18 protein-coding genes are annotated in these 24,700 nt (G+C 62.7%); 8 read left to right on the top strand and 10 right to left on the bottom strand.

Going from position 1 to position 24,700, the window contains the following annotated elements:
* Positions 1–199: 199 nt before the first annotated feature.
* From IVB32_RS12575 to IVB32_RS12600, 6 genes are all read right to left on the bottom strand, one after another.
* Positions 200–4,111 (bottom strand): RHS repeat protein, encoded by a 3,912-nt coding sequence (locus tag IVB32_RS12575; RefSeq protein WP_247371305.1) that lies wholly within the window; start codon positions 4,109–4,111, stop codon positions 200–202.
* A gap of 481 nt (positions 4,112–4,592) precedes the next feature.
* Positions 4,593–5,984 (bottom strand): hypothetical protein, encoded by a 1,392-nt coding sequence (locus IVB32_RS12580; RefSeq protein WP_247371302.1) that lies wholly within the window; start codon positions 5,982–5,984, stop codon positions 4,593–4,595.
* A complete protein-coding gene (locus IVB32_RS12585) occupies positions 5,981–7,255 on the bottom strand; it encodes a glycosyltransferase family 4 protein (protein ID WP_247371299.1) in 1,275 nt (424 codons plus the stop codon). Before IVB32_RS12585 ends, IVB32_RS12580 begins: the two co-directional genes overlap by 4 nt.
* 27 nt (positions 7,256–7,282) lie before the next feature.
* Positions 7,283–8,629, bottom strand: a complete 1,347-nt coding sequence (locus tag IVB32_RS12590; RefSeq protein ID WP_231188823.1) for a glycoside hydrolase family 5 protein — start codon at positions 8,627–8,629, stop codon at positions 7,283–7,285.
* 34 nt (positions 8,630–8,663) lie between these two features.
* Positions 8,664–9,845 carry a glycosyltransferase gene (locus IVB32_RS12595; protein WP_210350951.1) on the bottom strand — a complete coding sequence of 394 codons (1,182 nt, stop codon included), beginning with the start codon at positions 9,843–9,845 and terminating at the stop codon, positions 8,664–8,666.
* Positions 9,846–10,007: 162 nt separating this feature from the next.
* Positions 10,008–11,093 (bottom strand): glycosyltransferase family 1 protein, encoded by a 1,086-nt coding sequence (locus IVB32_RS12600; RefSeq protein ID WP_247371296.1) that lies wholly within the window; start codon positions 11,091–11,093, stop codon positions 10,008–10,010.
* A gap of 383 nt (positions 11,094–11,476) precedes the next feature.
* Between IVB32_RS12600 and IVB32_RS12605 the strand changes: the two genes are divergently transcribed.
* The 3 genes from IVB32_RS12605 (at position 11,477) to IVB32_RS12615 (ending at position 14,886) form a co-directional block, all read left to right on the top strand.
* Complete coding sequence (locus IVB32_RS12605; protein WP_247371293.1) at positions 11,477–12,484, top strand: NAD-dependent epimerase; 1,008 nt, start codon at positions 11,477–11,479, stop codon at positions 12,482–12,484.
* Positions 12,485–12,508: 24 nt separating this feature from the next.
* Entirely contained in the window at positions 12,509–13,921 is a 1,413-nt protein-coding gene (locus IVB32_RS12610) for a mannose-1-phosphate guanylyltransferase/mannose-6-phosphate isomerase (RefSeq protein WP_247390430.1), read from the top strand.
* 74 nt (positions 13,922–13,995) lie between these two features.
* Positions 13,996–14,886: an aldose 1-epimerase family protein gene (locus tag IVB32_RS12615; RefSeq protein WP_247371212.1), complete on the top strand. Its 891-nt coding sequence runs from the start codon at positions 13,996–13,998 to the stop codon at positions 14,884–14,886.
* A 30-nt stretch (positions 14,887–14,916) separates the two neighbouring features.
* On the opposite strand, the gene IVB32_RS12620 is transcribed toward IVB32_RS12615, so the two are convergent.
* Positions 14,917–15,765 (bottom strand): MBL fold metallo-hydrolase, encoded by an 849-nt coding sequence (locus IVB32_RS12620; protein ID WP_247371210.1) that lies wholly within the window; start codon positions 15,763–15,765, stop codon positions 14,917–14,919.
* Between the two features lie 246 nt (positions 15,766–16,011).
* Here IVB32_RS12620 and IVB32_RS12625 point away from each other — a divergent pair, with 246 nt between their 5' ends.
* On the top strand, positions 16,012–16,824 hold the full coding sequence (locus tag IVB32_RS12625) for a response regulator transcription factor (protein WP_018455028.1): 813 nt from the start codon (positions 16,012–16,014) through the stop codon (positions 16,822–16,824).
* A 233-nt stretch (positions 16,825–17,057) separates the two neighbouring features.
* Here the strand turns inward: IVB32_RS12625 and IVB32_RS12630 are convergent, their stop codons facing one another.
* Both IVB32_RS12630 and IVB32_RS12635 read right to left on the bottom strand, forming a co-directional pair.
* Entirely contained in the window at positions 17,058–17,876 is an 819-nt protein-coding gene (locus IVB32_RS12630; RefSeq protein WP_247338864.1) for a transglycosylase SLT domain-containing protein, read from the bottom strand.
* Positions 17,877–17,961: 85 nt separating this feature from the next.
* On the bottom strand, positions 17,962–19,104 hold the full coding sequence (locus IVB32_RS12635) for an alpha/beta hydrolase (protein WP_247410460.1): 1,143 nt from the start codon (positions 19,102–19,104) through the stop codon (positions 17,962–17,964).
* 141 nt (positions 19,105–19,245) lie between these two features.
* Between IVB32_RS12635 and pgm the strand changes: the two genes are divergently transcribed.
* The 4 genes from pgm (at position 19,246) to IVB32_RS12655 (ending at position 23,986) form a co-directional block, all read left to right on the top strand.
* The gene (pgm, locus tag IVB32_RS12640; protein WP_247371208.1) at positions 19,246–20,892 is read left to right on the top strand and encodes a phosphoglucomutase (alpha-D-glucose-1,6-bisphosphate-dependent); all 1,647 of its coding nucleotides are present in this window, start codon (positions 19,246–19,248) and stop codon (positions 20,890–20,892) included.
* Positions 20,893–21,186: 294 nt separating this feature from the next.
* On the top strand, positions 21,187–22,236 hold the full coding sequence (locus IVB32_RS12645) for an aromatic ring-hydroxylating dioxygenase subunit alpha (RefSeq protein WP_198957655.1): 1,050 nt from the start codon (positions 21,187–21,189) through the stop codon (positions 22,234–22,236).
* Between the two features lie 6 nt (positions 22,237–22,242).
* The gene (locus tag IVB32_RS12650) at positions 22,243–22,995 is read left to right on the top strand and encodes a GntR family transcriptional regulator (RefSeq protein WP_204513794.1); all 753 of its coding nucleotides are present in this window, start codon (positions 22,243–22,245) and stop codon (positions 22,993–22,995) included.
* 10 nt (positions 22,996–23,005) lie between these two features.
* The gene (locus IVB32_RS12655) at positions 23,006–23,986 is read left to right on the top strand and encodes a PDR/VanB family oxidoreductase (protein WP_247371206.1); all 981 of its coding nucleotides are present in this window, start codon (positions 23,006–23,008) and stop codon (positions 23,984–23,986) included.
* A gap of 36 nt (positions 23,987–24,022) precedes the next feature.
* Here IVB32_RS12655 and IVB32_RS12660 read toward each other — a convergent pair.
* Positions 24,023–24,700 (bottom strand): autotransporter outer membrane beta-barrel domain-containing protein (locus IVB32_RS12660; RefSeq protein ID WP_247410462.1); only part of this gene is annotated, 678 nt, incomplete at its 5' end.

Genomic DNA, 24,700 nt, shown 5'->3' on the forward strand with positions numbered 1-24,700 from the left:
TGCCTGACGCTACCGTCTGCTTAGCGGTCAATTGTGACGCAAGTTCGCTGGGCCGGCGTTCGACGGCAGGCGAATAGCCGTTATGCAGCTCCTGCCTCGCGACAAGGCAACCGCCTAATTATTGAACGGCGCCGGGACTTGCCTGAGCTGGTCCCGGCGCCTGAGATATTGATGCGATCCTGCGGACAATTCGCCGTGGTCAGACGAACAGGAAATCGTGGCTCGTCAGGCTGGCGACGTTGACGTTCTTCAGGAGGATCGAGTCGCTGGCCGAAAGCGTGACCAGGGCGTTCGCGCCCGACTGCGTGATTTGCAGATGGCCGTAGTCCGCGGCGAGGAGCTTCGAGATCTGGATCACGTCGTGAGTGGCGGCGTCGCCGGCCTGGAAGTTGACGATCTGGTCTTGGCCGTGATCGTAGACGATTGTGGTCGAGCTCGGCGCCGCCGAGAACAGGTCGTTGCCGGCCCCGCCCTGGATCGTCACGCCGCTCGCAACCGCCGTGACGTTGTGTGTGCCGTCGGTTTTGGTGTCGTCGAAGAACTGGAGTGCATTGGCTGAATTGTAGTTTTCGTGCTGCGTCGTGCCGGCCTGTCCGTTGAAGTTGAACAGGAACACGTCCTTCGAACCGTCGGCGTTGTTGGCGATCTCCTGGGTCTTGGAACCGGAGCCGTCGTAGATGCCGGTCAGCTTGCTGCCGTCGTTGTTGATGACCTGGGTATAGTCCAGCGTGCCATCGGCGTGGGTCCGGGTAAGCTCAACGATATGCCCGGAGGCATCGAGGTGCTGATGCTGCGTGGTGTAGGACTGCCCCTTGATGTTGTAGCTCCAATTGTCCGACGTGCCATCGGCGTTGGTAATGTACGCGGCAGTCTTGACGCCGTTGGTGTAGGCGGTCGTGGAGCTATAGCCGTCGATCTTCGTCGTCACCTCGCTGGTCAGAACGCCCTTGGCGTCGTACCAGTCCGAGGTTTTGGTCCCGTCTGAGCTCTGGACAAGCGTGAAGGCGAGGTTGCTATCGGCGTGGGTGCGCACGATGTTAGTGAGGAAGCCGGTCGGATCGTAGCTGTCGTGCTCGGTCGTGTAGGTCTGGCCCACGATATTGAACTGGAAGACGTCCTTCGAACCGTTGGCGTGGTAATCGGTCTCCGTCATCTTGACGCCGGAGGCATTGTAGTTGCTCACCACGCTGCTGCCGTCGCTATTGACGACTTGGCTGTAGTCGAGCGACCCGTCGGCATGCGTGCGGACCACTTCGGTCGTGACACCGGAGGGGTCGAGGTGCTGGTACTGCGTGGTATAGCTCTGACCTGTTATATTGTAGCTGTAATTGTCGTGGCTCTGGTCCGCATTGGTGATGTAGGCCGCGGTCTTGACGCCGTTGGTGTAGATCGTCGTTGCGCTGTAGCCGCTCGTCTTCTCCAGGACCTCACTGGTGAGGATGCCGCTGGCGTCGTACCAGTCCGAGACCTTGGTGCCGTCGCTGCCCTGCTGCAGTTTGAAAGCCAGGCTGCCATCGGCGTGCGTGCGAACCAGCGAGGTGAGGAAGCCCGCCGCATCGTAGATGTCGTGCTCGGTCGTGTAGGTCTGGCCGGTTATGTTGAGAAGCCAGATATCCTTGCTGCCATCGGCGTTGTAGTCGGTTTCCTTCGTCCTCGTTCCGGCTGCGTTGTAGTTGGTGACGACGCTGCTGCCGTCGTTGTTGATGATTTGCGTATAGTCGAGCGTGCCGTCGGCATGCTTGCGGGTCACGGCCGTGACCTTGCCGGAGGGATCGACGTGCTGGATCAGCGTGCTGTAGCTCTGGCCGGTGATGCCATAGGCGTAATTGTCCTGACTGCCGTCGGCATTCTTGACATAGGCGTTGGTCTTGACGCCGTTGCTGTAGAGCGTCGTCGAACTGAAACCGTTGGCCTTTTGCACGACTTCGCTGGTGAGGCCGCCGGCGGCATTGTACCAATCGGTCGTCTTGGTGCCGTCGGTCGTTTGCGTCAGCTTGAACGCCAGGCTGCCATCGGTGTGGAGGCGCGTCAGGGTCGTGAGAAAGCCGGTCGTATCGTAAACGTCGTGCTCGGTCGCATAGTTCTGGCCCTTGATGTTGTAGGTCCAGACGTCCTTGCTGCGATCGGCATGGTAGTCGGTCTCGACCAGCTTGACCCCCGTGGCGCTATAGGTGGTGATCACGCTGCTGCCATCGCCGTTGTAGACCTGTGTCGAATCGAGCGAGCCGTCGGCATGGCTGCGGACCACAGACGTGACCTTGCCGGTCGAATCGAGGTGCTGGACCTGGCTCGTGTAGCTCTGCCCCTTGATGTTGTAGGTATAGTTGTCCTGGGTGTGGTCGGCGTTCTTGACATAGACCGTGGTCTTCACGCCGTTGGTGTAGATGGTCGTCGAATAATAGCCGTCTGACTTTTGCACGACCTCGCTGAGAAGCGTGCCGGTGGTGTTGTATGTATCGGTGGTCTTGGTGCCGTCGGTAGCGAAATGGACGGAGGTGGTCTTTATGCCACCGGTGTAGCCGATCGCGTCTTTGGACCCGTCGGTGTAGCCGATCGTGGTCGAAATAGGCAGTCCGCTTGCGTTCAGGCCGGTGTCCGCTTTCGACAGGAGGTTGCCGCTGGCGTCATAGGTTTTCGTGCTGCTCCAGGTCGCGGCCGAGTTCGTGACGGAGAAGGAATGGCCGCCCTGGATCTTGGACAGTGCGCTGCCGTAATGCGCGATCATATAGTCCATCGTCGCTTTCGAAGCGACGGGCAGGACATGCGAGTCGGTTAGCGTGATGGTTTGAAGCGCCGTCGACGTGCTCAGGTCGGACAGTTGCGGCACGATCTCGGCAGCCGTACCGCTGACACTGGTTCGGGTGTCAGGCGGAATCGGGGTGGTCGCGGGCGCGTCGATCTCGATGATCAGCGGGTGATCGCTGACCGGAATCGTAATCGTGCTGACGTCGGTGTAGCTCGCGATCGCGGTAGTTCCCGTCAGCGTGTCGTACACCTTGACCGAATGATGCATGCCGCCAAGTTTCACCGTGACCGTCTGGGCCGGATTGGAGATCTCGGCATCGGCCGCATCATTCCAGAGCTTCGGCTCCGCCCAAACGACAAGCTCGTAGGCGCCATTGCTCTTGCCCAGCACCATGCTGTTGCCCAAGGCCGGCATGTTGCTCAGCGTGTAGTTCAATGGATTAGTCGGCTGCAGGCCGCCCTTGCCGTCATCGGCCAGAATGCTCGTCAGGTTGTGAATTGCCGTCGCGGCGAGCTTTGGCGTTCCGTCGGAGTTGAACAAGCCGAAGTTGGCTTCGGGATTGGTGTTGCTGGCGGACGAGTCGCGGTCGAACATCTCGTAGAGATAGGTCGCACTCACGCCAGCCTTGTAGGCATCGACCAGGGTGTTCAAGACCGACTTGGCTTGCACCGTCTCGTCGACTCCGAGATATTGGGTGTTGGCCTGGGTGGTGTAGCCGGTCTCCGTAATCACGACGGGCTTTCCCGGCGCCGCGGTCGAGACGGCGCTCAAGGTGGCAGCAAGTGAGCTGCTGGTCGTTAAGCTGGTGCTGACATAGGCATGCGCATTGGCGAAATCGGCCGAGCCCGACATGTTGCCGAGCTGGCTGTAGCCCTGGGGATCGTTGTAGGCGAGCGACAGATTGAAGACGGGAATGCTGGAAAGCGTGCCGTCTGCCTTGACCGCCTGATAGAGCGCGCTTTGGAACTGGGCCGCGGCGCCAAGGCTCGAACTGCCATTGTAGCTGAAGGGCTGGTGATTGGCCTCGTTGAGCCCCTCGATGGCGCTGATGCTGCCCGGATGGCTCGCCACGAACTTCTCGAGCGACACGATATACTTCTGAAGGCCGGCCGCACCCAGCTGGGGCAGGGCGGAGGATACCAGGAAGTCGAACTTGTAGCCGGCAGCCGCCAGCCCCTCAACGACCGGTTGTGCGGCGGGGCTGGTTCCCATTGCGTCGCGGAGATGGGTGACACCGAGATACTTCAGGTCATCGACCATCAACGCGAGGTTATTGTAGTCGGTCCACCCGAAGCCGGCATGCGTGTTGACGCCGATGGAGTTGATGAAGCCGCTTGCGGAGAGGACGGTTTGATCTGACGACATTTCACACTCGAATTTCTACGCGAACGAAATTGCTCGCAGGGATTTGCGTTCAACCTTCTCGATCGAGTGTGAATTTCAGATAAAAATCGGAGCTACAAATCGAGAGCGATCAGCAGTTCCTCGCAGGGAACAGCTCGACTCTGATTCAAGACAATAACGATGTCGTGCCGACGCAGCATGACCTCAACATGGCGCTTCCAAGAATTCGCAAGGTTTCACTGCTGAATCTATGCGCATGTCGCGCTTCAATGATGCATGTGACTTGGGGCGCGGAGCGGTGAAACTGTCAGGCCGACCCGATGCGCTGGTCGAATTTTGCCGGCACGAGCAAATCACTCAATATTCTCGTACTGGTTGTCAGTCACTTCGCCGCATTTTGAAGCGAAGTAGAGAGTTCCACGGTAGGAACTTCGTGGACGCGGGCAGAGCGTCAAGGGCGCATCTAGCTCCAAAGAAGGTTTGGAAGAGACCGGTCGACAGATCAGCTCGGGCGGGCCAGGAGGAGAAAGTTTCCGCGCCAGCCGACCGCAGCCGTGGCGATTGCGGCGATGACGATCTTTCCAGCAAGCCACGCCGCCGGTTCGCTCGGCGCATGACTGAGCGATCCGATCAGAATGGCGGCTGCGAGCGCCTGAAGCACCAAGGGCCAGCGCGGGAACGCATCGAACCTGAGGGTAGGGCCAAGCCCGGCCAAGATCGCTGCGAGCGTGGCGATCGAGGCGCAGGTGACTGCCGCTTGGGGTGACAGGCCGGCCCAGACGGCAACCAGGGAGAACGCCGCAACCATTGCAAGCTGCCCGGCAGCGACGAGGACGAGCCTGGTTGCGAGCTTTTCCAGGTGGGGAACGACCGCGATCGTCGCCTGCAGGTGGGTATGGAGGAAGTAGAAAGCAGCGACCGCCGGCCCTGTCGCCAGGAAGCCCTCGACGCTCTCCCGCGGGACCAGGATGCGGGCCGCGTCCGGAATGAAGGCGACAAGCCCGCCCAGCAGGACGAGGGTTGTGCAGATCATGAACTCGAACATGTGCCGCGCCGATTGTCTCGACGTCGTGGCGCTCCCGTGCTCGAAATCATTGACCACTTCAGGATAACTCACGGTGTGGATCGCCGCATTGAGGACCCAGAAGGGACGTTGCAGCAGGTCGAGCGCAATGGAAAATCCTGCACCGGCTCCTGTGGCGCCGAGTCGCCCGACGACGATGATACGAAGCAGAACCGGCACGGACAAATGGATCACGGACGCGCCGGCTGCAAGCATGCCGTAACGCGAGAAGTCCTTCCAGTCAGCCAGCATTGTTCGCAGCGACACGCGATCCAGCGGCGTGCGATATGCGATGAGACCGGCAAGGAGCCCAAGCAGGTGACCCAATGCGATGCCGAGCAGCGTTGCTTGGGCCGTGCCTGAGATCATTCCGCCCGAGACGGCCCCGCCCAAAAGCGCCGTCGCACGCAAGGCAAGAAGGCAGGAGGCGGTTCCCAGCCGGTTCGACAGTCGTACCGACAAGAAGTACAAATCGGTCGAGCCCTGAAGCACGGCCACGCTCAGGCCGAGGACGACCAGCCGTGGCGTGAGGCCGCTGATCAAGGAGGCGCAGCTCCCGACGGCAACGAGCGCGCCGGCGCTCATGAGGGCCGCCGCAAAGAGCGACGATCTCAGTCGAGCAGCCTCGCTCTCCTTGGCGGCCGCCAGAAAGCGCAGCCCCGCGAGCTGCAGCCACTCGAACATGAGGACGCAGAGCAACTGGCTCGAGGCCATTGCGAGAGAATAATTGGTGTAGTCGGCGGCAGGCAGCAGGTGACTGATCACAAAGATCAGGATGATCGCTGCTGCGCTTTGGTAAACGTAGCCGGCGATCGCGAAGAGACGTGTCATCTCGGAATGAAGCTACTCTTTGCCACCGCATGCGCTTGTGGTACCTCGGCTATTGCCGGGCGCACGGACGACATCCGTCGCTGACGCAGTTGTTCATACAGGTTCTTGTACGACGACAATACGTCGGAAAAGATCCACTTGTTCGTGTCGGCGATAAGCCGACGGCTGATCTCGTCGATCTTGTGCGGGTCCGCGGCGATTTCGCGCATGCTCGTGGCCAGGGATTGTGGATCTGCTTCGGTCAACCACCCGGTTACGCCATGCTCGATCGCCTCCGGCATGCCGCCAAAGTGCGTACCGAGCAGCGGTCTGCCCGCCGCCTTAGCATCGGCGACGACGAGCGGGCCGGGATCGTGCCAGATGGACGGAGCGACCACGACGTCGACTTGCCTGTAGAATTCATCGGGAGACACGAATCCCATGAACTCGACCCGTGCATGCGGCGCCAGTGCTCTCAGGCGCTGTTGTTCCTGATCGCCCAAGCGGCCGGCAATCATCATCCGGATCCGATCGGGCGGCAGCATGGCCAGCGCTCGCATGAGATTGTCGATGCCCTTCTCCTCGGTGATCCGTCCGATGAAGCCGAATGTCACTTCCGTCGTGCAGACAGGCCGCGGGTAGGGTGAGCGCGGCGGCTCGGTCGAGGCATTGCGGATGACGGTGCGGATTGGGGTCTCGGCAAACATGCCCATATCGGTGTGAATGGAGAGGACGCGCTCGCTGACGCCGACCACGGCATCGAGCCAATGCGTCGCCCGTTTGCGGTGGTACGTCAGGATCCCACAGCTCGTACAGGTGTGTTCGCAGGAGCGGCCCTTGTCGAAGCGGGAACAGCGTGGACACGTCAAATAATAATCATGAAGCGTATGCAGGACCGGAACTCCGAGCTTGGCGGCTGCCCGCCAGATCGCCGTGGTCAGGCCCGATAAATTATTGGAATGCAGAACGTCCGGCTTGAAAGCGCGAATGCGCTCCGCGATCATCGGGGCCTGGATCTGCCAATCGTCGATCGCATGCCAGATGCTTCGTTTCACGACGTTCTTTTGCTCCGTGAACGGCGCATAGACGTTTTGCACCGGTGCGGAATAGACGTTGATACCGTTGCATAGTTCACGGCCCTGCTCGGGTGCGGATGCGGCGCGCACCACCTCGACCTCGTCGCCGCGCTGAGCCAGGCCCTCGGCAAATCTCCGCGCGAAGATCTCTGCTCCGCCGACGATCTTTGGTGCCTGCGGGGTCGGATAAAGCGTGGATGTCAAAAGGATCTTCATCGCGTCAACCTCTTTGTGCCGATCCGATTACCGTGCCGGCCGTATATCCAGTGCGGGAATGGCGTCATTATTGGCGGCGATCAGGACCGGCGTGCTCGAAACCGGCAGCCAGATCCCGGAGGCTGGCCTTGCAGTTGCATCGCAGGGGGCCGCGAAAGTCGCCCCCGGCAGATCGCCTCTGATCCGGACCTCGTAGCGTCGATCCGGATCCTCGGACCAGACCGCGATTTTGCCGCCGGTGGTCGAGGATGCTCCGATCGACATCACCCCGTTGGCAAGGCTTCTTCGTTCGGCGGTTAGAGTGGAACGGACGAATGCCCAGGCGCCACGCGCCGCGCAGGCTACGGGTTTGGGCGAATTGTCGAAACCGTAGAGGCCAAAATTGTCCTCCAGCTCGGCTGGATTCTGACCACTATTTTTGAGCTCATAGATCCACATCCCCTTGAGCCAGCGCGCCGCTGTCGAGGCCCACAGGATGAGCTGTGCCGTGTTATCGGCCTGAGCCTGCTCGCTGACACCACATTTGTTCGCAGCCGTGGTCCAGCCAGTCTCGGTCACGTAAATGGGGAAGTCGGGATTGCCGCTCGCTTGGCCGACCAGTCGATGGAACGCCGTGAGCCGGTCGATAATCTCGGCCGAATTGCGCTTCGCCGGCGCCATGCAGAAATTGTAGAGATGAATCGAGGCGCCATCGGCGTATTGAAGGATGCCGGTTTGCAGCATCTTCTCCGTCCACGTCCAACCGGGATCGTCGCCGATCGCGCCGACGACGAAAGGTGCATTCGGCACCGCCTGCTTGACCGCGGGCCGTGCTACCTTCGCGAGGGCCAGGTAGTTGTCGGCTGAGAATGAAGGGTCCTTCTTGGCTGCCAGATTCCACTCGTTCCAGAGTTCGAAGATCGGGCGCTGCGGCGCGACCGATCGCGCGGCCGCTGCCGCATAGTCCGCGAACCGCTGCCGGGCTTCGTCCGTCGTCGGAGGCGACGAGTTCGGCACGAGGTGATGACCAAATGCAAGGATGAGGAGCGGCCGGGCGATGCCGGACTGAACCTGCGCGTCGAGCCTGCCCAACCGCGGCGTGAAGCCCATCCGACGTCCCGGCAATTCGAAATCAGACCAGGGAAAATCGTCGCGGAAGGCGTTAAAGCCCAGTTGCTTGATCTGGCTGACGTTCACGGAGGGCACGTAGCCTCGCGAACTGACCGGCCCTCCCAGTCCCTGATGGGTGCCGATACCCAACAGGAATCTGCTTTCAAGCGTCTGAGCCTGTTGAGCGCATGCCGGGACAGACAGAGAAACAGACGCGATGAGGCTCGCCATCCAGAGCAGCCTGTTGCGACCCAAGGTGCGGTGGCCTGCCATCGCCTGGATCATACCCGTCATCATTTCTCGCCTGCCGCAACTCACCTCAAAAAGGCTTCGAGAGGTCCGATTGCAGTGCCACGTTCTGCTCGACTCCGCTCTTGTTGTCGTCGAGGAGTTCGACATAGACCTGATGCAATTGGCGGTGTGTCTTCTGGACGTCATAAAACTGCTTGAAGCGATCGTAGCCGCGTTGCCCCAGGACCTTGAGATCCAGATCGAGCATCCGTCGGAAGCCGTCGATGAGAGGTTGAACCGCAACAGGTTCGCAAAGCACGCCGGTGACGCCGTCAACGACGATTTCAGGCAGCGCTCCGCTGTGGAAGGCCAGGATGGGCTTGGCCGCGCGCATCGCTTCCAGAGCGACGAGGCCGAAGGCCTCCCATCGTGACGGGATGACGACGAGATCGGCCGCCTCCAGCTGAGCCTCGATCTGCTGACGATCCAGCCAGCCTAGCAGCGAGACGTTGGCGGGAACCGCAGCTCCGTCGAACTTGTTGACCACGGAGGCGCCGACAATGCGAACATCCAAGACATCTTCGAGGGATCGTGCGGCCTCGATCAGGAGGTCGAAGCCCTTTTGTCGATCAAGACGGCCAATGAAAAGGACCTTGGCCTTCTTTGAAGTCCAATCTGTCGCAGCGCCGTACGGCAGTGGGCGGCTCTTGGAGATGCCATTGTGCACCAGGGTCAGACGGTCGGTCGGAATTCCCGCCCGGACCGCTTCATTGAATTCATCGCCGGAAATGCAGATGATACGATCCGACGTGCGGGCCAGAAGAGTCTCTGCAGCTTTTGCCGCCAGATGGCTCAGGCGGCCGGTCTCTCGCGAGAACGCCCAGCCATGCGGGCAATAGACGACGCGAGGACCTTCGGAACGAGCCGCCAACGCGGGCCTGAGAACGAGTCCGGCAAACGACGAATGGAGATGCATTACGTCGGGCTTGAAGGCGTCGAGCGCCTGCATGCTCGCCCGCAGCATCTGAAATAATCCGGCGATGCTGCGGCCCGATCTGTCGAAGGTCGTGATCTGGCTGTCATCGATTCCAACGAGGTCGTGGCGATGATCCGATGGCACAACATAGTGCACGTTCTCCGCGCCGAAGCTCGCTTGCTGCTGCGGATGCAATTCGTTCAGGTAGCTCGCTATCCCACCCCGGATGGTTTCCGCGACATGCAGCACCTTCACCGCCTGCCTTGCGGAAGATTGAGTTGGGAAGATCGACATGGCGCATCCTTAATTGAGCATCAACGGATGCGATCACAATCCATCCAATCCATAGCGAGATTTGGGCAGCGGTGTGTTGTTGTTGCGCCGCGATGCTGAAGCTCGCGTCCGTCGAAGTCGAACGTGCGCATGGAACTCGTTGGATGCTGAGCGCTGAGGTCGCTATGCGCGCGACGCGAGAAAATTCAATAGTGTTCGCGCCGACTCTTGCCACGAATATAATGCAAGACGATCTTGTTGCTTTCGGCGCTCCTGATCAGATATTGCGCCGATTGCCAACCTTTCGAGCATAAGCTGTTGCAGCCCTTGAGCATCGTTGGCGCAAAAATAAGCAGCTGCTTCGCCACACGTTTCCATCACCGCGTCAGCCGTCGAGGCTATGACCGGACAGCCGAAGATCATGGCTTCAAGTGGCGGTACACCGAAGCCCTCGTATAGAGAGGGAAAAACAAACGCCAGAGCGTGCGCATACAGAGCTGCAATCTCGCCATCCGCCAGGCGTCCTGCCAGAAGCAGGCCCGATTCGCTCTCGCCCAGATTGTCTTGAAATACCTTGCTGTTATCTCCGCCGACAATGACGAGGGGAACGTCCTTTCGTTCGAGCAGCCGCGCCGCCTCGATTGCAACGGCGAGATTCTTGTTCTTGGTTCTGGAGCCGACAAAGAGAAAATATTTTCCCGGCTGAAGCCCTAATCGTTCGAGAATACCGTGATCAGGCGTTGTGGACGCGAAATGCTCCGCGCTGTTGGGGAATATCGGAATGTCCGTTTTCGAAAGGCCAAGCATTGCAGCCAGTTCATTGCGAGAAAAGGCCGATACGGTCGCGATCGTGGCCCGGCGTGCAAGCAGGCGGCCCATCGTGCGGTGGACGGCCAAATAGCGCCAATTGAAGAAATCGGGCCGGCGGAAGACCTGTGCGTCGTGGATGACGACGATATGATCGCCATGAAACACAGGTCCGGCATTGGCCAGACTGATCAGGCGACCTCCAGCGGCGGCGCGCGCAAGTTCAATCTGATCCCAGGCATGTCCGCTCAGCCGTCCTATCTTGCGTACCTTGATGTGGGCGAGATTGATCGCTTCGCACGTCTCGCTCGGCACGAGCAATTGCCACTCGGCTCCTCTGAGGGCAGCGGGCGATTGGTCGGACGCAAGCAGGGCATCGATCGCTTTGACCAGTTCGGCGGCATAACGCTGAACGCCGGTCAGCTTTTGCGAGAGAAAGCGGCCGTTGATGAAAAGCTTCAATTTTGTGCCGTTCGGGTTGTCGATGCCACAACGCGTGGGTCGCGATGTGTGCTTTCGAACCAAATGTGAGCACGGAAAGAAGCAGCCCGAAGGCACGGAATTATGACGGCATCGGCCGCGTGATCGCGCTGTTCGTTCGGTGCTCCCCGGGAACACTTGTTGAAAGTCTTGCCGGGCAGCCGGGAGCCTTTTATGGACGCGCGCCTGATGTTGCGTCGGCAGGCAGAGGGCGCTCCCGTCTGGTTAACTTGGGGAAGGCTGACATCCGAAGCGCCCGGCATTAAGCTTGCCGATGCTAGGGGGCTGTTCTCCAATGCTGAACCCTTGCCTCTACCGGTTCAGTCTGGCAATGCGGTATATGAGGACGGACAACGGAGTTTATTTTGGCCCCCGTGGTGGTTACCGGCGCTGCCGGCTTCATCGGCATGCATGTCTGTGAGCGCTTGCTTGCGCGCGGGGAACGAGTTGTCGGCATCGACGCAGTGACCCCTTACTATGATCCCGCGCTCAAGCGCGCTCGCCTCGAGACGCTCAAGCATGAGGCTTTCACATTCCACGAGATCGATCTTGCGGATTTCGCTGCGGTGACGCGTGTGTTCGACGAGGTCTCGCCCGACCGCGTGGTGCACCTTGCGGCGCAGCCCGGCGTGCGCGCATCGATCGACGATCCCATCACCAGCATCCGCGCCAATTGTGATGGCTTCGTCACCGTGCTCGAAGCGGGCCGGCGCCACGGCCTGGCGCATCTCGTCTACGCCTCGTCGAGCTCCGTGTATGGCGCCAATCGCACCTTGCCGTATTCGACCGAGCATTCGGTCAATCATCCGGTCAGCCTCTATGCCGCGAGCAAGAAGGCCAACGAGCTGATGGCGCACACGTTCGCACATGTTCACAAGCTGCCGGTGACCGGACTTCGCTTCTTCACTGTCTATGGTCCATGGGGCCGGCCCGACATGGCCGCCTGGCTCTTCACGCGCGCGATCTTTGCGGGTGAGCCGATCAAGCTTTTCAATAATGGAAATATGTGGCGCGATTTCACCTATGTCGACGACATCGTCGAGGGCGTGATCCGCACCCTTGATCGTCCCGCGACGCCGAATCCCGCGTGGAACGCCGAGCAGCCGGAAAACTCGTCGAGCTATGCGCCGTATCGCGTCTATAACATCGGCAACAATTGCTCGGTCGATTTGATCGAGTTCGTCGAGACACTGGAGAAGATCATCGGCAAGCCCGCGATCCGCACGCTTTTGCCGATGCAGGCAGGCGACGTCCTCGAGACGCGCGCCGACATTTCGGCCCTGCAACGCGACGTCGGCTTCACGCCCTCGACGCCGCTGGCGGATGGCTTGGGCCGCTTTGTCGAATGGTACCGAAATTTTCACCGCGTATAAACCCCTCTCTTGAGTAGCTCACACGTGTCTCAAAAAATTATCCCCCTGATCATGTGCGGCGGTGCCGGAACGCGGCTGTGGCCGGCTTCGCGCGAGGTGCGCCCCAAGCAGTTCCTGCCGCTGTTCGGCACGCGCTCGACCTTCCAGGACACGCTGCTCCGCGTCTCCGAGGCCTCGCTGTTCGATCGCCCGATCGTCATTACCAATGCCTCCTACCGCTTCATGGTGCTGGAGCAGCTCGCCGAAATCGGCATCGAGGCTGACGTGATCCTCGAGCCGATGCGGCGCGATTCCGGTCCTGCGATCGCAGCCGGCGCGGTGTTTGCGCAGAACCGCTCGAGTGAGGCGATCGTGCTCGCGCTCGCCGCCGACCACGTGGTGCAGGACAATGCCGCGTTCGTCGCGGCGTGCCGCCAGGGCCTCACCGCCGCGAGCGCCGGGCGAATCGTCACGTTCGGCGTCAAGCCGGAGCGGCCGGCGACCGAATACGGCTATATCAGCCCGGGCGAGGTCATCTCCGGTGAGGTGCACGCGGTCGCGCGCTTCGTCGAGAAGCCGGATGCGGTGAAGGCGGCCGACTATGTCAATTCCGGCTATCTCTGGAACAGCGGCAATTTCATGTTTCCGGCCAGCGTATTGCTGGACGAATACCGCAAGGTCGATGCGGCGAGCGTGGAGGCGATTTCCAATGCCGTGACCAATGCCGGCCGAGATCTCGGCTTCGTGACGCTGGAGCCCGAGGCGTTCGGCGCGGCCAAGGCGATCTCGATCGACTATGCGGTGATGGAGAAGACCGCGCGCGCCGCGGTCGTGCCGGTGTCCTGCGGCTGGTCCGACGTCGGCTCCTGGCACGCGGTGTGGGAATTGTCGGACAAGGACGCGCAAGGCAATGCCGCGCACGGCGCCGCCGTGTTCGAAGATAGCCGCAACTGCAACGTCACCACCGATGCCGCGCTGGTCGCACTCGAAGGCGTTGACGATCTCATCGTGGTCGCGACCGCGGACGCGGTGCTGGTCTCGCGTCAGAAGGATGCCAACGGGCTGAAGCGGCTGGTCACAAAACTCAAGGCGGTCGCACCGAAGGTCACCGAGGAGCACCTCAAGGTGCATCGGCCCTGGGGCAGCTACCAGTCGGTCGACAACGGCGAGCGCCACCAGGTCAAGCGCATCGTGGTGAAGCCGGGCGGGCGTCTGTCGCTGCAGAAGCACCATCATCGCGCCGAGCACTGGATCGTGGTCCGCGGCACAGCCCGCGTCACCGTCAACGAGACCGTCAAAAGCGTGCACGAGAACGAGTCCATCTACATCCCGATGGGCGCGGTGCACCGGATGGAGAACCCCGGTAAAATCATGCTGGAGCTGATCGAGGTCCAGACTGGAAGCTATCTCGGGGAAGACGACATCATCCGGATTGAAGACGACTATCAGCGCTCTTGAGCAGAATGTCGCTCCAACATTCCGCGAACATTTAGAAATTGTCCTGCGAATTGCGATGATCGGAGCAGGCTACTATGACCGACGACACGCACACAATCCGCTGCGGCGGGCTCGCCGCGACCATCAAGGCGCAAGGCGCGGAGATGTGTTCGCTGGCGAGCGATGCCGGCATCGAGTTCGTTTGGCAGGCGGGGGCGGCCTGGCCGCGCCATGCGCCGCTGTTGTTTCCGATCGTCGGGCGTCTCGTCAATGACGAATTGCGGCACCGGGGCACGACCTACCGGATGACCCAGCACGGCTTCGCGCGTGACAGCCGCTTTGCGTGGGTGGAACGTGGCGAAAGTCGCTGTATCCTGGTGCTCGAAGACAGCGAGACGACGCGCGCGCTCTACCCCTTTGCGTTCCGCCTGACGGCAACCTATGCGCTCGACGAATCCGGTCTCGATCTTTCACTCGTGGTCGCGAACACCGGCAAGGAGATGTTGCCGGCCTCGCTCGGCGGCCATCCCGCTTTCAACTGGCCGCTGCAACCAGGACTGGCAAAGGAGAGTTACGCGCTGAGCTTCGCGAACGCAGAGCCATCTCCGGTCCGCCGTCTCGACGGCGGCTTGCTGCGTCCGGCAACGGAGCCGAGCCCGGTCCAGGGCTCCGTGTTGCCCTTGTCAGAATCCCTGTTCGTCGACGACGCAATCATCTTCGATCGGATCGCGAGCACTTCGGTCCGCTATGCCGCGGAGCAGGGCGCGTCCACCGGGCCGCGGTTGAAAATGTCATGGCGCGGCTTTCGCGAGCTTGGCGTCTGGTCGAAACCGTCGGGCGCGCCGTTCCTCTGCATCGAGCCCTGGCGCGGCTATGCCAGTCCCGCCGGCTTCGACGGCGAATTCACTGACAAGCCGGGCCTGATGCACATCGCGCCCGGAGCGGAAGAGCAGTTGTCGTTTCGGGTTGAGGTCGGATCGGCCTGAGGCCGCACGGCCTTCGCGCATCTCGAGTTCTCAGACCTCGATCCGCGTGAGGTCCTCGCCGAGCACGACAGGACCCGCGTAGTCCCGCCTGACATCCGCGAGCAGCGCATTCAGCATGGACTCATCGGTGCGAGGCCGGTGATGGGTCAGCGCGAGCTTCTTGACGCCGGCCTTGGCCGCGACCTTGCCGACTGTATCGCCGCAGGCGATCGTGAATTTCGCAAGCCGGCGCAGGTGCTCGTTGTCGATCTCCGGCGTGGCGAGAAAGCAGCACTGGACCAGCAGATCGGCGCCCTCAGCCAGTCGTTCGAGACCGGGGCAGGGCACCGTATCGCCGGAAATTGCGATGACCTTGCCTTCGGCCTCGAAGCGATAGCCGAGACACATCCAGCGTGCGAGAAAGGCCGGCGACATGTCGAGGCCGTCGCCATGCGAGACGAGTTCTGCACTGATCTTCCAGCGCCCGGTGTCGCGAACTGGGCCCGGTATAATGTCGGTCGCGACGACAGGTTTCCAGCCGCCGAAGCTCGGCTCGCCCTGATCGCGCCAGGTGATGTCCTTGTCGTAGACCTGCGTGACCAGCGTATTGACGAGCCGTTCGGTATCCGGCGGTCCATAGATGCGCAGATCGTCCTTGCGCCCGTGCATCCATGAATTGAGCATCACGTCGTAGAGGTCGCCAATGTGGTCGAAATGGTGATGGGTGAGAAAGACCGTGTTGATGGAGCCGAGCGGCACGCCGGCCTTGCTGAGCTGCACCATGACGCCGCGGCCTGCGTCGATCAGGATATTTTCTCCGCCGAGCCTGATCAGCGTTGTCGTCGCCATGCGGCGCGGGTCCGGGCGCGGGCCGCCGGTGCCGAGCAGGATGACTTCCATGGCGCCACCTCCTGGGGCAGACTTTTCGGGCGTTACAGTAGATTTGAAGCGTTTGGCGAGGCAAGCGGCCGTGGGACGGCCGTCAGCCCCCACAACAACCGCTTGTGCGGGGCCCCCGAACACGATGCGCGGGACGAGAAGTGTGGGCCAATTCATACTTAATTCGGCCAGATCGTGACCAATGTTGTTTGGGCGCGATAACGCGCCTAGTGTTGCAGCAGGCAATTCGAGGGGGCTCGAACAGTCGTGAATGTACGTTCACAGGACGGCGCGCTCGGCGACCTGAGCATCCAGGCCAGTTCGCAAGCACACAGGACATCCAACATCGTGGCTGATTCCGCAGTTCAGGAATTGCGTGTCGCTGGCCGCGAGCGGCTGATCGTCGTCGAGGACGATCCGGTGACGCGGACGATGCTGGTCGGCTATTTCAGCGAGAACAATTTCGACGTGGTCGGCGCCGGCTCCTGCGCGGAATGCCGCCAGGCGCTGCGGACGCGGACCGATCTCGTCTTCCTCGACGTGCAGCTGCCCGACGGCGACGGTTTCGATCTCGCCAAGGAGATCCAGGCGACCAGCAACGCGGGCATCATCTTCGTGACCCGCCGCGACACCGACGTCGATCGCATCCTCGGCCTCGAGGTCGCGGGCGACCACTACGTCACCAAGCCGATCGATCTGCGCGATCTGCTCGCGCGCGCGCGAAGCGTGCTGCGGCGGCGCTCGATCGACCGCAAGGCGGCGCGCAACCACAATTCGATCGCCTTCGGCGACTGGATCATCGACCTGACGCGGCGCGAGCTGCTCGGCAGCGACGGCAAGCCGGTGGCGCTGACGCGCGCCGAATTCGACCTGCTCGCGGCGCTCGTCGGTGCCGACGGCAGGCCGCTTAGCCGCGACTATCTGATCGAGGTCGTCAGCAATCGCCAGGCCGAGGTCGACATCCGCACCGTCGATGCCTTGGTGGCGAGGCTGCGCCGCAAGCTCGTCGGCAGCGGCACGCCCGTCATCACCACGGTCACCGGCGTCGGCTACAAGCTCGCGCTGAGCGAGCGGCTCTAGAAGCCGGGCGCAGCACGAAACGGTGCCGGCTGAGCCGTCGGGTTCAGCCACTGAAGCCGACCAGGAACCGAATGGCGAGAAAGGCCGACAGCGCCACGGCGCCGGTCGCGAAGATTGCAAACAAAACTCTCAAACTATTGTGCATGATCTCTATTCAGGTTCGGTTTCAAAGTCCGGTTTCAAAAATGTCGTTCGTCCAATCGCTGCTCGTCTCAAGGCAGGCGACTCTAATTCTATTGGCGTGATGCGACCCGTTTCCACTTGGCTTCGACGCGAGCCTTGATGATGCGGACCCGGGCTTCCTGTGCTGCCCAGTATGCCCTGCTCGCGACCGCCGTGCCTTGACGGTAACGTGCGTAAACGTCCTTCGGCTGTGCCGGTCTGTTTTGATTGTGCGCTGATTTCTGATTGTGCGCCGACTTCGAGACGGTGGGCGCCGGAGTTGGCGCCGGTGCCACATCTGGGACGGCGGCAGCCTGGTTTCCCACATTCGTCGAGTTCATGGCGACAAGACGATTGCGGGCGCGATTACAGTAGACCTGGGAGCGCGGCGTCATGGACTCCTCGTCATGACCGGCTCGATATTTCATCAGGGCGCGGCAAAGGTCCCCGCCTGCCAGGCGCCATGCGCGGCTCAGATAGAGAACGCCATAGTGGATGTTGATATCGGGCTCTGCGAGCTCTGCGTTATGTCCCCGAAATCCGAGCATCGCTGCCGTTTCGGGTCGAATTTGCATGAGGCCGATCTCGCCGACGGCGCCAATGGTGCCCGGATTGTATCCGCTTTCAACGAAGACGACGGCCTCCGCGATGTCGGCGGGCAGATCGGTCCTGGCCGTTTCTCTTTCGATAATTTTTCGAATCGCCGCCCGCGAGGCCGGCGTCTCTCCAGCGCCGAGATCTGCATCGTGACCGCCAGCCGCCAACGCCGGTTCCGCGGCGTTCAGAGCGCTGCCCTGAGCGTGCACGGAGGTGGATGCCAACCAAAGCACAGCGATCGCAACGTGTGTCCACGCCGCGCGGGCATTGATGTGTGTTCGATCCCGCAGCATGGACATGTATTATATCTTTCGAGTTAACAACCGATTTTCTGGCGGCCTGGCTCGGACGGCGCGACCGGCCAGCGGCGCAATGAAGCTATCGCGACCGCGAGCTCTGGTCGGTTGATGTGCTTGGCGCAGCCCCGGCCAATTTGTCGTCGACCGCATAGAGCGTGCAGGCGGGCGACCATTTTGTGCAGGCGCCAAGTGAATCGCGCTGGGCGTCGTCGACGGTTGCCCGCCCCGAGCGCCAGCCGTAACCGCCGTTCGGCGACACCGCAAAAGCCTTGTGCGGCACCGTGCTGGCGAGATAGCGCGCGAACTCGGCACGCGCGGCCTCGCTGAGCTGGCCCGGCGGCGCGAGCGGATCAGGCGGGCTCAGGATATCGTGGCCGAGACCTCGCTCGCGCAGGAAGGCGTCGAGATATGGCGTCCATTGCGGACGGCTGACCACCGAATAGAGATAGTGGCCGTCGTCGCCGTAAGGCGGCGCTGCGACGAATTTCGCGTTGCCGCCATTGGCACGAAATCCGTCATGGAGGCGGCGCGCGAGCTCGGGACCGAAGTACGAATCGTTGGCGGCGTAGACCCACAGCATCGGCGCACGCGAGGTTTTGCCGAACGTGGCGAAGGCCTGCACCAGCCCGTTGGGATTGCAGACGTCGTCGTCGTCGCGCGAGCCGCGCCCGCCGGCAAAGCTGATCGCGGCGACGAGACCCGCTGGCGCCTGCGCGGTCAACGCGACGGTGGCGAACCCGCCGGCGGAATGACCGGCTGCGATCATGCCTGATGTGGTGACGTCGGCCCTGCGCGCCATCGCCTCGATCGCCGCGCGCAAATCCGCAACCGCGACCGCCGCCGCCGGCAGGTAAGCGGCATTGGCGCAGCCCCCGACGCTGTCGACGCGCCCGCCGGGCGAGGTGCCGTAGCCGCGCCGCATCACGATCAGCGCCGCAAAGCCGCGCCGGGCATATTCGAGAGCGATGCCGTAATATTTGTGCGCGGACATCGTCGCGCGATCGTCGAAACTGCGCGGCGAGCCGTGGCTGAGCAGCGCGAGCGGATAGCGCCTGGTCCCGGCCGGCCGGACCAGGAACGCCTCCAGCCCCTGCAGTCCGGCCTCGGCCATCGGGATACGCAAGTCCTCGGTGTAGAACTCCGCGGCCATTGCATCGGGCACGATGCCAGCCGTCGCAAACCAGGCCATCAGAACAACCAAGAGCCTCTGAAACAGCGTCATGCCCCGACTCGAAAAGCCCCGATCAAAAGACCATAGCATGATCTCAGGAACGGCCGCCCCATCGCGGGTGTTGTGCTCTTGGCGGGGGCTTGGCCGATGCTATGGTATCGCGCAATTCTACGACAGGACGAGGTATATCCAGTGGTTGATGTTCATCCCGCGGCGGGCAAGCAGGCCTCGCCGGACGCGCTCACCAACGTTCCGCGGCTGGTGACGGCCTATTTCGCCGGCAAGCCTGATGTCGCCGATCCCGCGCAGCGGGTGGCGTTCGGCACCTCCGGCCATCGCGGCACCTCGTTCAAAACCAGCTTCAACGAGGGCCATATCCTCGCGACGACGCAGGCAATCTGTGATTACCGACGTGAAAAGGGGCTGACCGGTCCGCTCTTTATCGGCATCGACACCCATGCGCTGGCCGAGCCGGCGCTGGTCAGCGCCGTCGAGGTGTTCGCGGCCAACGGCGTCGACATCATGATCGACAAGGACGGCGGCTACACGCCGACGCCGGTGATCTCGCATGCGATCCTGACCTACAACAAGGGCCGCACCTCCGGCCTTGCCGACGGCGTCGTCGTCACGCCTTCGCACAATCCGCCCGAGGACGGCGGCTACAAATACAATCCGCCGCATGGTGGACCGGCCGACACCGACGCGACCTCCGTGATCGAGAAGCGCGCCAATGCCTATCTCGCCGACGGCCTCAAAGGCGTGAACCGCATCGACTACGCCAGGGCACGCAAAGCCGCGAACGTCCACGTTTATGACTTCGTCACACCCTATGTCGCCGATCTCGGCAACGTGGTCGATCTCGACCTGGTCAAATCCGCCGGCGTGAATATCGGCATCGATCCGCTCGGCGGCGCCGCCGTGCATTACTGGCATCCGATCATCGAGCGCTACGGCCTGAAAGCGACCGTGGTGAACGAGGCGATCGACCCGACGTTCCGTTTTATGACGGTGGACTGGGACGGCAAGATCCGCATGGACTGTTCCTCGCCTTACGCGATGGCGAGCCTGATCGCGATGCGCGACCGCTTCGACGTCGCCTTCGCCAACGACACCGACGCCGACCGCCACGGCATCGTGACGCGCACCGGCGGCCTGATGAATCCGAACCATTATCTCGCGACCGCGATCTTCTATCTGTTCGCGCACCGCCCGAACTGGGGCAAGGGCGCCGCGATCGGCAAGACGGTGGTGTCGAGCTCGATCATCGACCGCGTCGCGAAAAAACTCGGCCGCAAGCTCGTTGAGACGCCGGTCGGCTTCAAATGGTTCGTCGATGGCCTGCTCACGGGCGGCTTCGGCTTTGGCGGCGAGGAGAGTGCAGGCGCCTCGTTCCTGCGCCGCGACGGCACGGTGTGGACGACCGACAAGGACGGCATCATCCTCGGCCTGCTCGCGGCCGAGATCATGGCCAAGACCGGCCGCGATCCGAGCCAGCTCTTCAACGACCTCACTGCCGAGTTCGGCGTGCCCCATTACGCGCGCATCGACGTCGCCGCCACCACGCCGCAGAAAAACATCCTGAAGTCCGTCACGCCCGAGCAGCTCGGCCTGAAGGATCTCGCCGGCGATCCCGTCCGCGCCACCCTGAGCAAGGCGTCCGGCAACGGCCAGCCGTTCGGCGGCATCAAGGTCGAGACCGATTTCGGCTGGTTCGCCGCAAGGCCGTCAGGCACCGAGGACGTCTACAAGATCTACGCGGAGAGTTTTCGCAGCCCCGAGCACCTGAAGGCGATTCAGCAGGAGGCTCAGACAGGGTTGGCGAAGGTGTTCGGGGCGTAGTCGTCGAGCCAAAGCGCCGCTGCCACTGCTCCCCCGGGGGGGGAGACTCGCCGCATCAACAGGTGTCATCACCCGCGAAAGCGGGTGATCCAGTACGCCGTGGCGCCAGTTGAGTAAACCAACAACCCGCCGCGGAGTACTGGATTCCCCGCTTTCGCGGGGAATGACAGCGGAACAGATTTGTATACACGATGCGAGATAAAGGTATTATAATACGCTCCCATCCGCCCTTGAACGATTCCATTCCTCCGCTATTGTATACATAACGTATCCACAAGCCTTGGGAGTGAACCGGTGACAAAACCCTTCCCGATGAACGCCTGGTATGCCGCCGCCTGGGACGCCGACGTGAAGCCGGCACTGCTGCCGCGGACGATCTGCGGCAAGCACGTCGTGATGTACCGCAAGGCCGATGGCTCGGTGGCCGCGCTCGAGGATGCCTGCTGGCACCGCCTGGTGCCGCTGTCCAAGGGTAGGCTCGAAGGCGACACCGTCGTCTGCGGCTATCACGGCCTGAAGTACAATGCGCAAGGGCGCTGCACCTTCATGCCGTCGCAGGAGACCATCAACCCGTCTGCCTGCGTGCGCGCCTATCCCGTGGTCGAGCGTCACCGCTACATCTGGCTCTGGATGGGCGATCCCGCGCTGGCGGATCCTGCGCTGGTGCCCGACCTGCACTGGAATCACGACCCCGCCTGGGCCGGCGACGGCAAGACCATCCACGTCAATTGCGACTATCGCCTCGTGCTCGACAACCTCATGGACCTCACCCACGAGACGTTCGTGCACGGCTCGTCCATCGGCAACGAGGCGGTTGCGGAGGCGCCGTTCGACGTCACCCATGGCGAGAAGACGGTGACGGTGACGCGCTGGATGCGCGGCATCGAGGCGCCGCCGTTCTGGGCCAAGCAGCTCGGCAAGTCCGGGCTCGTCGATCGCTGGCAGATCATCCGCTTCGAGGCGCCGTGCACCATTGCCATCGACGTCGGCGTGGCGCCGACCGGCACCGGCGCGCCCGAAGGCGACCGCTCGCAAGGCGTCAACGGCTTCGTGCTCAACACCATCACGCCGGAGACCGAGAAGACCTGCCACTATTTCTGGGCCTTCGTGCGCAATTATCAGCTCGGTGAGCAGCGCATCACCACCGAGATCCGCGAGGGCGTCTCCGGCATTTTCCACGAGGACGAGCTGATCCTCGAGGCGCAGCAGCGCGCGATGGACGAGAACCCGGATCGCATCTTCTACAATCTCAACATCGACGCCGGCGCGATGTGGACGCGCAAGCTGATCGACAAGATGGTGGCGAAGGAAAACCCGCCGCAGCACCTCCAGGCCGCGGAGTAAGCCGACATGGCCGAGCGTGAGGTCGACCGCTCCGTCTCGCAGACCGTGAAGGCGCAGCTCGCGCTGCGCGACCAGCTCCTGTCGGGCTCGTTGCGCCCGGGCGAGCGCATCTCCGAGCTCCAGGCGGTGGAGACCACCGGCGCCTCGCGCACCCCGGTGCGCATGGCGCTGGTGCGGCTGGAGGAGGAGGGCCTCTTGGAGGCGATTCCCTCCGGCGGCTTCATGGTGAAGGCGTTCTCCGAGCGCGACATCTCCGACTCCATCGAGCTGCGCGGAACGCTCGAAGGGCTCGCCGCGCGCTTTGCCGCCGAGCGCGGCGTCTCCGCGCGCGAGCTCGAGCCGCTGAAGGAGTGCCTCGCCGCGATCGACGAGTTGTTGCGCCAGGTCCCGATCTCGGTGGATGCGTTCTCGTCCTATGTCACTTTGAACGCGCGCTTCCACGCCCTGCTCACCGAATTGTCGCGAAGCCCGCCGCTGATCCGGCAGATCGACCGCGCCTCGTCGCTGCCGTTTGCGTCCCCGAGCGGTTTCGTGATGGCGCAGTCGGCGCTGCCCGAGGCACAGCAAATCCTGATCATCGGGCAGGAGCACCACCGCGTCGTGATCGACGCCATCGAGAACCGCGAAGGCGCCCGCGCCGAAGCGGTCATGCGCGAGCATGCGCGGCTCGCGGTGCGCAATTTGCGGCTCGCACTGCGCAACCGGACCCATCTCGACCTCTTGCCGGCGCTCGCGCTGATCAGGTCCGCAACCGATTGAGGGGAGTGCCATGCGCTTCATCGAAACCTGGATTCCGGCGACGCTCGTCTCGATGCGCGATCTCGCACCCGGCATCCGCGAATTCCTGATCCGGCCCGACCAGTTCGACGGCACGGCCTATCCGGTCGGCAGCCACATCAATATCAGCGTTGCCATCGACGGGCAGCCCGAGACGCGGTCCTATTCGCTGGTCGGGGAAGCCTCGTCCCAGGGTCTAAGGATCGCCGTGCGCCGCGCCCAGGACTCGCGTGGCGGCTCGCGCTATATGTGGTCGTTACGGCCGGGCGCGCGGCTCGACATCACGACGCCCGCCTCGCTGCTCGCCGTCGATTGGGCACGCCAAAACTACTGCCTGATCGCCGGCGGCATCGGCATCACCCCGATCCTCGGTGCCGCGCAGGCGCTGGCCCGGCGCGGCACCGATGTCACGCTGCATTACGCGGTGCGCTCGCGCAGCGAGGCCGCCTATCTTGACGATCTCGCCGCAACGCTGGGCGATCGCCTGGTCGTTCACGCCAGCGATGAGGGCAAGCGGCTCGATCCCGACGCCCTGTTCGCCTCGGTGCCCAAAGACACGCTGGCGCTGTTCTGCGGCCCGATGCGGATGCTGGATGCCGCGCGCCACGCCTGGATCGGCGCCGGCCATCCGCTTCCCGATCTCCGCTACGAGACGTTCGGTTCGAGCGGCACGCTGCCGACCGAGACATTTCGCGTGCGCCTGAAGGGCTCCGATGTCGAGCTGGAGATCCCGCGCGAGCGCTCGATGCTTGATGTCCTCAACGCCAGCGGCCACGACGTGATGTACGACTGCAAGCGCGGCGAATGCGGCCTGTGCGCCATCGACGTGGTCGCCATCGACGGCGAGATCGACCATCGCGACGTCTTCTTCAGCGACCATCAGAAGCAAAGCAACCAGAAGATCTGCGCCTGCGTTTCGCGCGCCCGCGGCACCATCACCGTGGACACGCTGCTGCGGGCGGATCCGGTCTGACAGGGGTTCAGCAGGTGCGCTCTTGCGATCAGCGGCCTACCAAGCGTACCGCACCACACCTTTACCGGCATAAGAGCGCGTGACGTCTGAGAACTCGCCCTCGAAGGTGCCCGCCGCAGACCAGCCGTTCATCCATTTCATTTCGACGGACGCCGTCGTCAGCGCGGCCTCGCTGGCCTGCCGCGCGCCGTTAACGGTGAAGCTGGCGCCAGGCAGCGTCTGGAAGGTGGAGTTGATGGCGCGGTCCGGGTTGAAGTCGTGCGCCCAGGCTGCACGGCCGCGCAGCGTGAGGATCGCGTTCGGGATTGCCCAGGATTTGTCGGCGCGGACGCCGAGCTCGCTGCGGGTCGCGGTGACGCTCTTGGAGCTGTAAGCCAATGCAAAGGTGTTGGCGCCGGAAACGACAGTTTCCGCATAGGCAGGCAGGTCGAACGTGGTGAATTGGGCGGCGGCATAGGGCGTAAGGCCGAGGCCACCGGCCCACGCCGTCAGAAACCGGTAGCCGCCCTCGGCGCGACCGGAGAACGCGTTGGCGTTGAACTGCGCGCGCAGGCGATCGGCGCCTGCAATCGTCACGGTGCGGTCGGTGGTGATGTCCTGCCAGCCATAGGCGAGCGCGCCGGAGACATGAGCGGCGCCGATAGTGTGACGCACGAAGGCGCCGGCCTGGAACAGGTCGGAGCGTCCGCCGCCGCCGTTGACGACGCTGAAATT

Origin of the sequence: Bradyrhizobium sp. 23 (assembly GCF_023073295.1) — a bacterium.
GTDB lineage: Bacteria > Pseudomonadota > Alphaproteobacteria > Rhizobiales > Xanthobacteraceae > Bradyrhizobium > Bradyrhizobium canariense_D.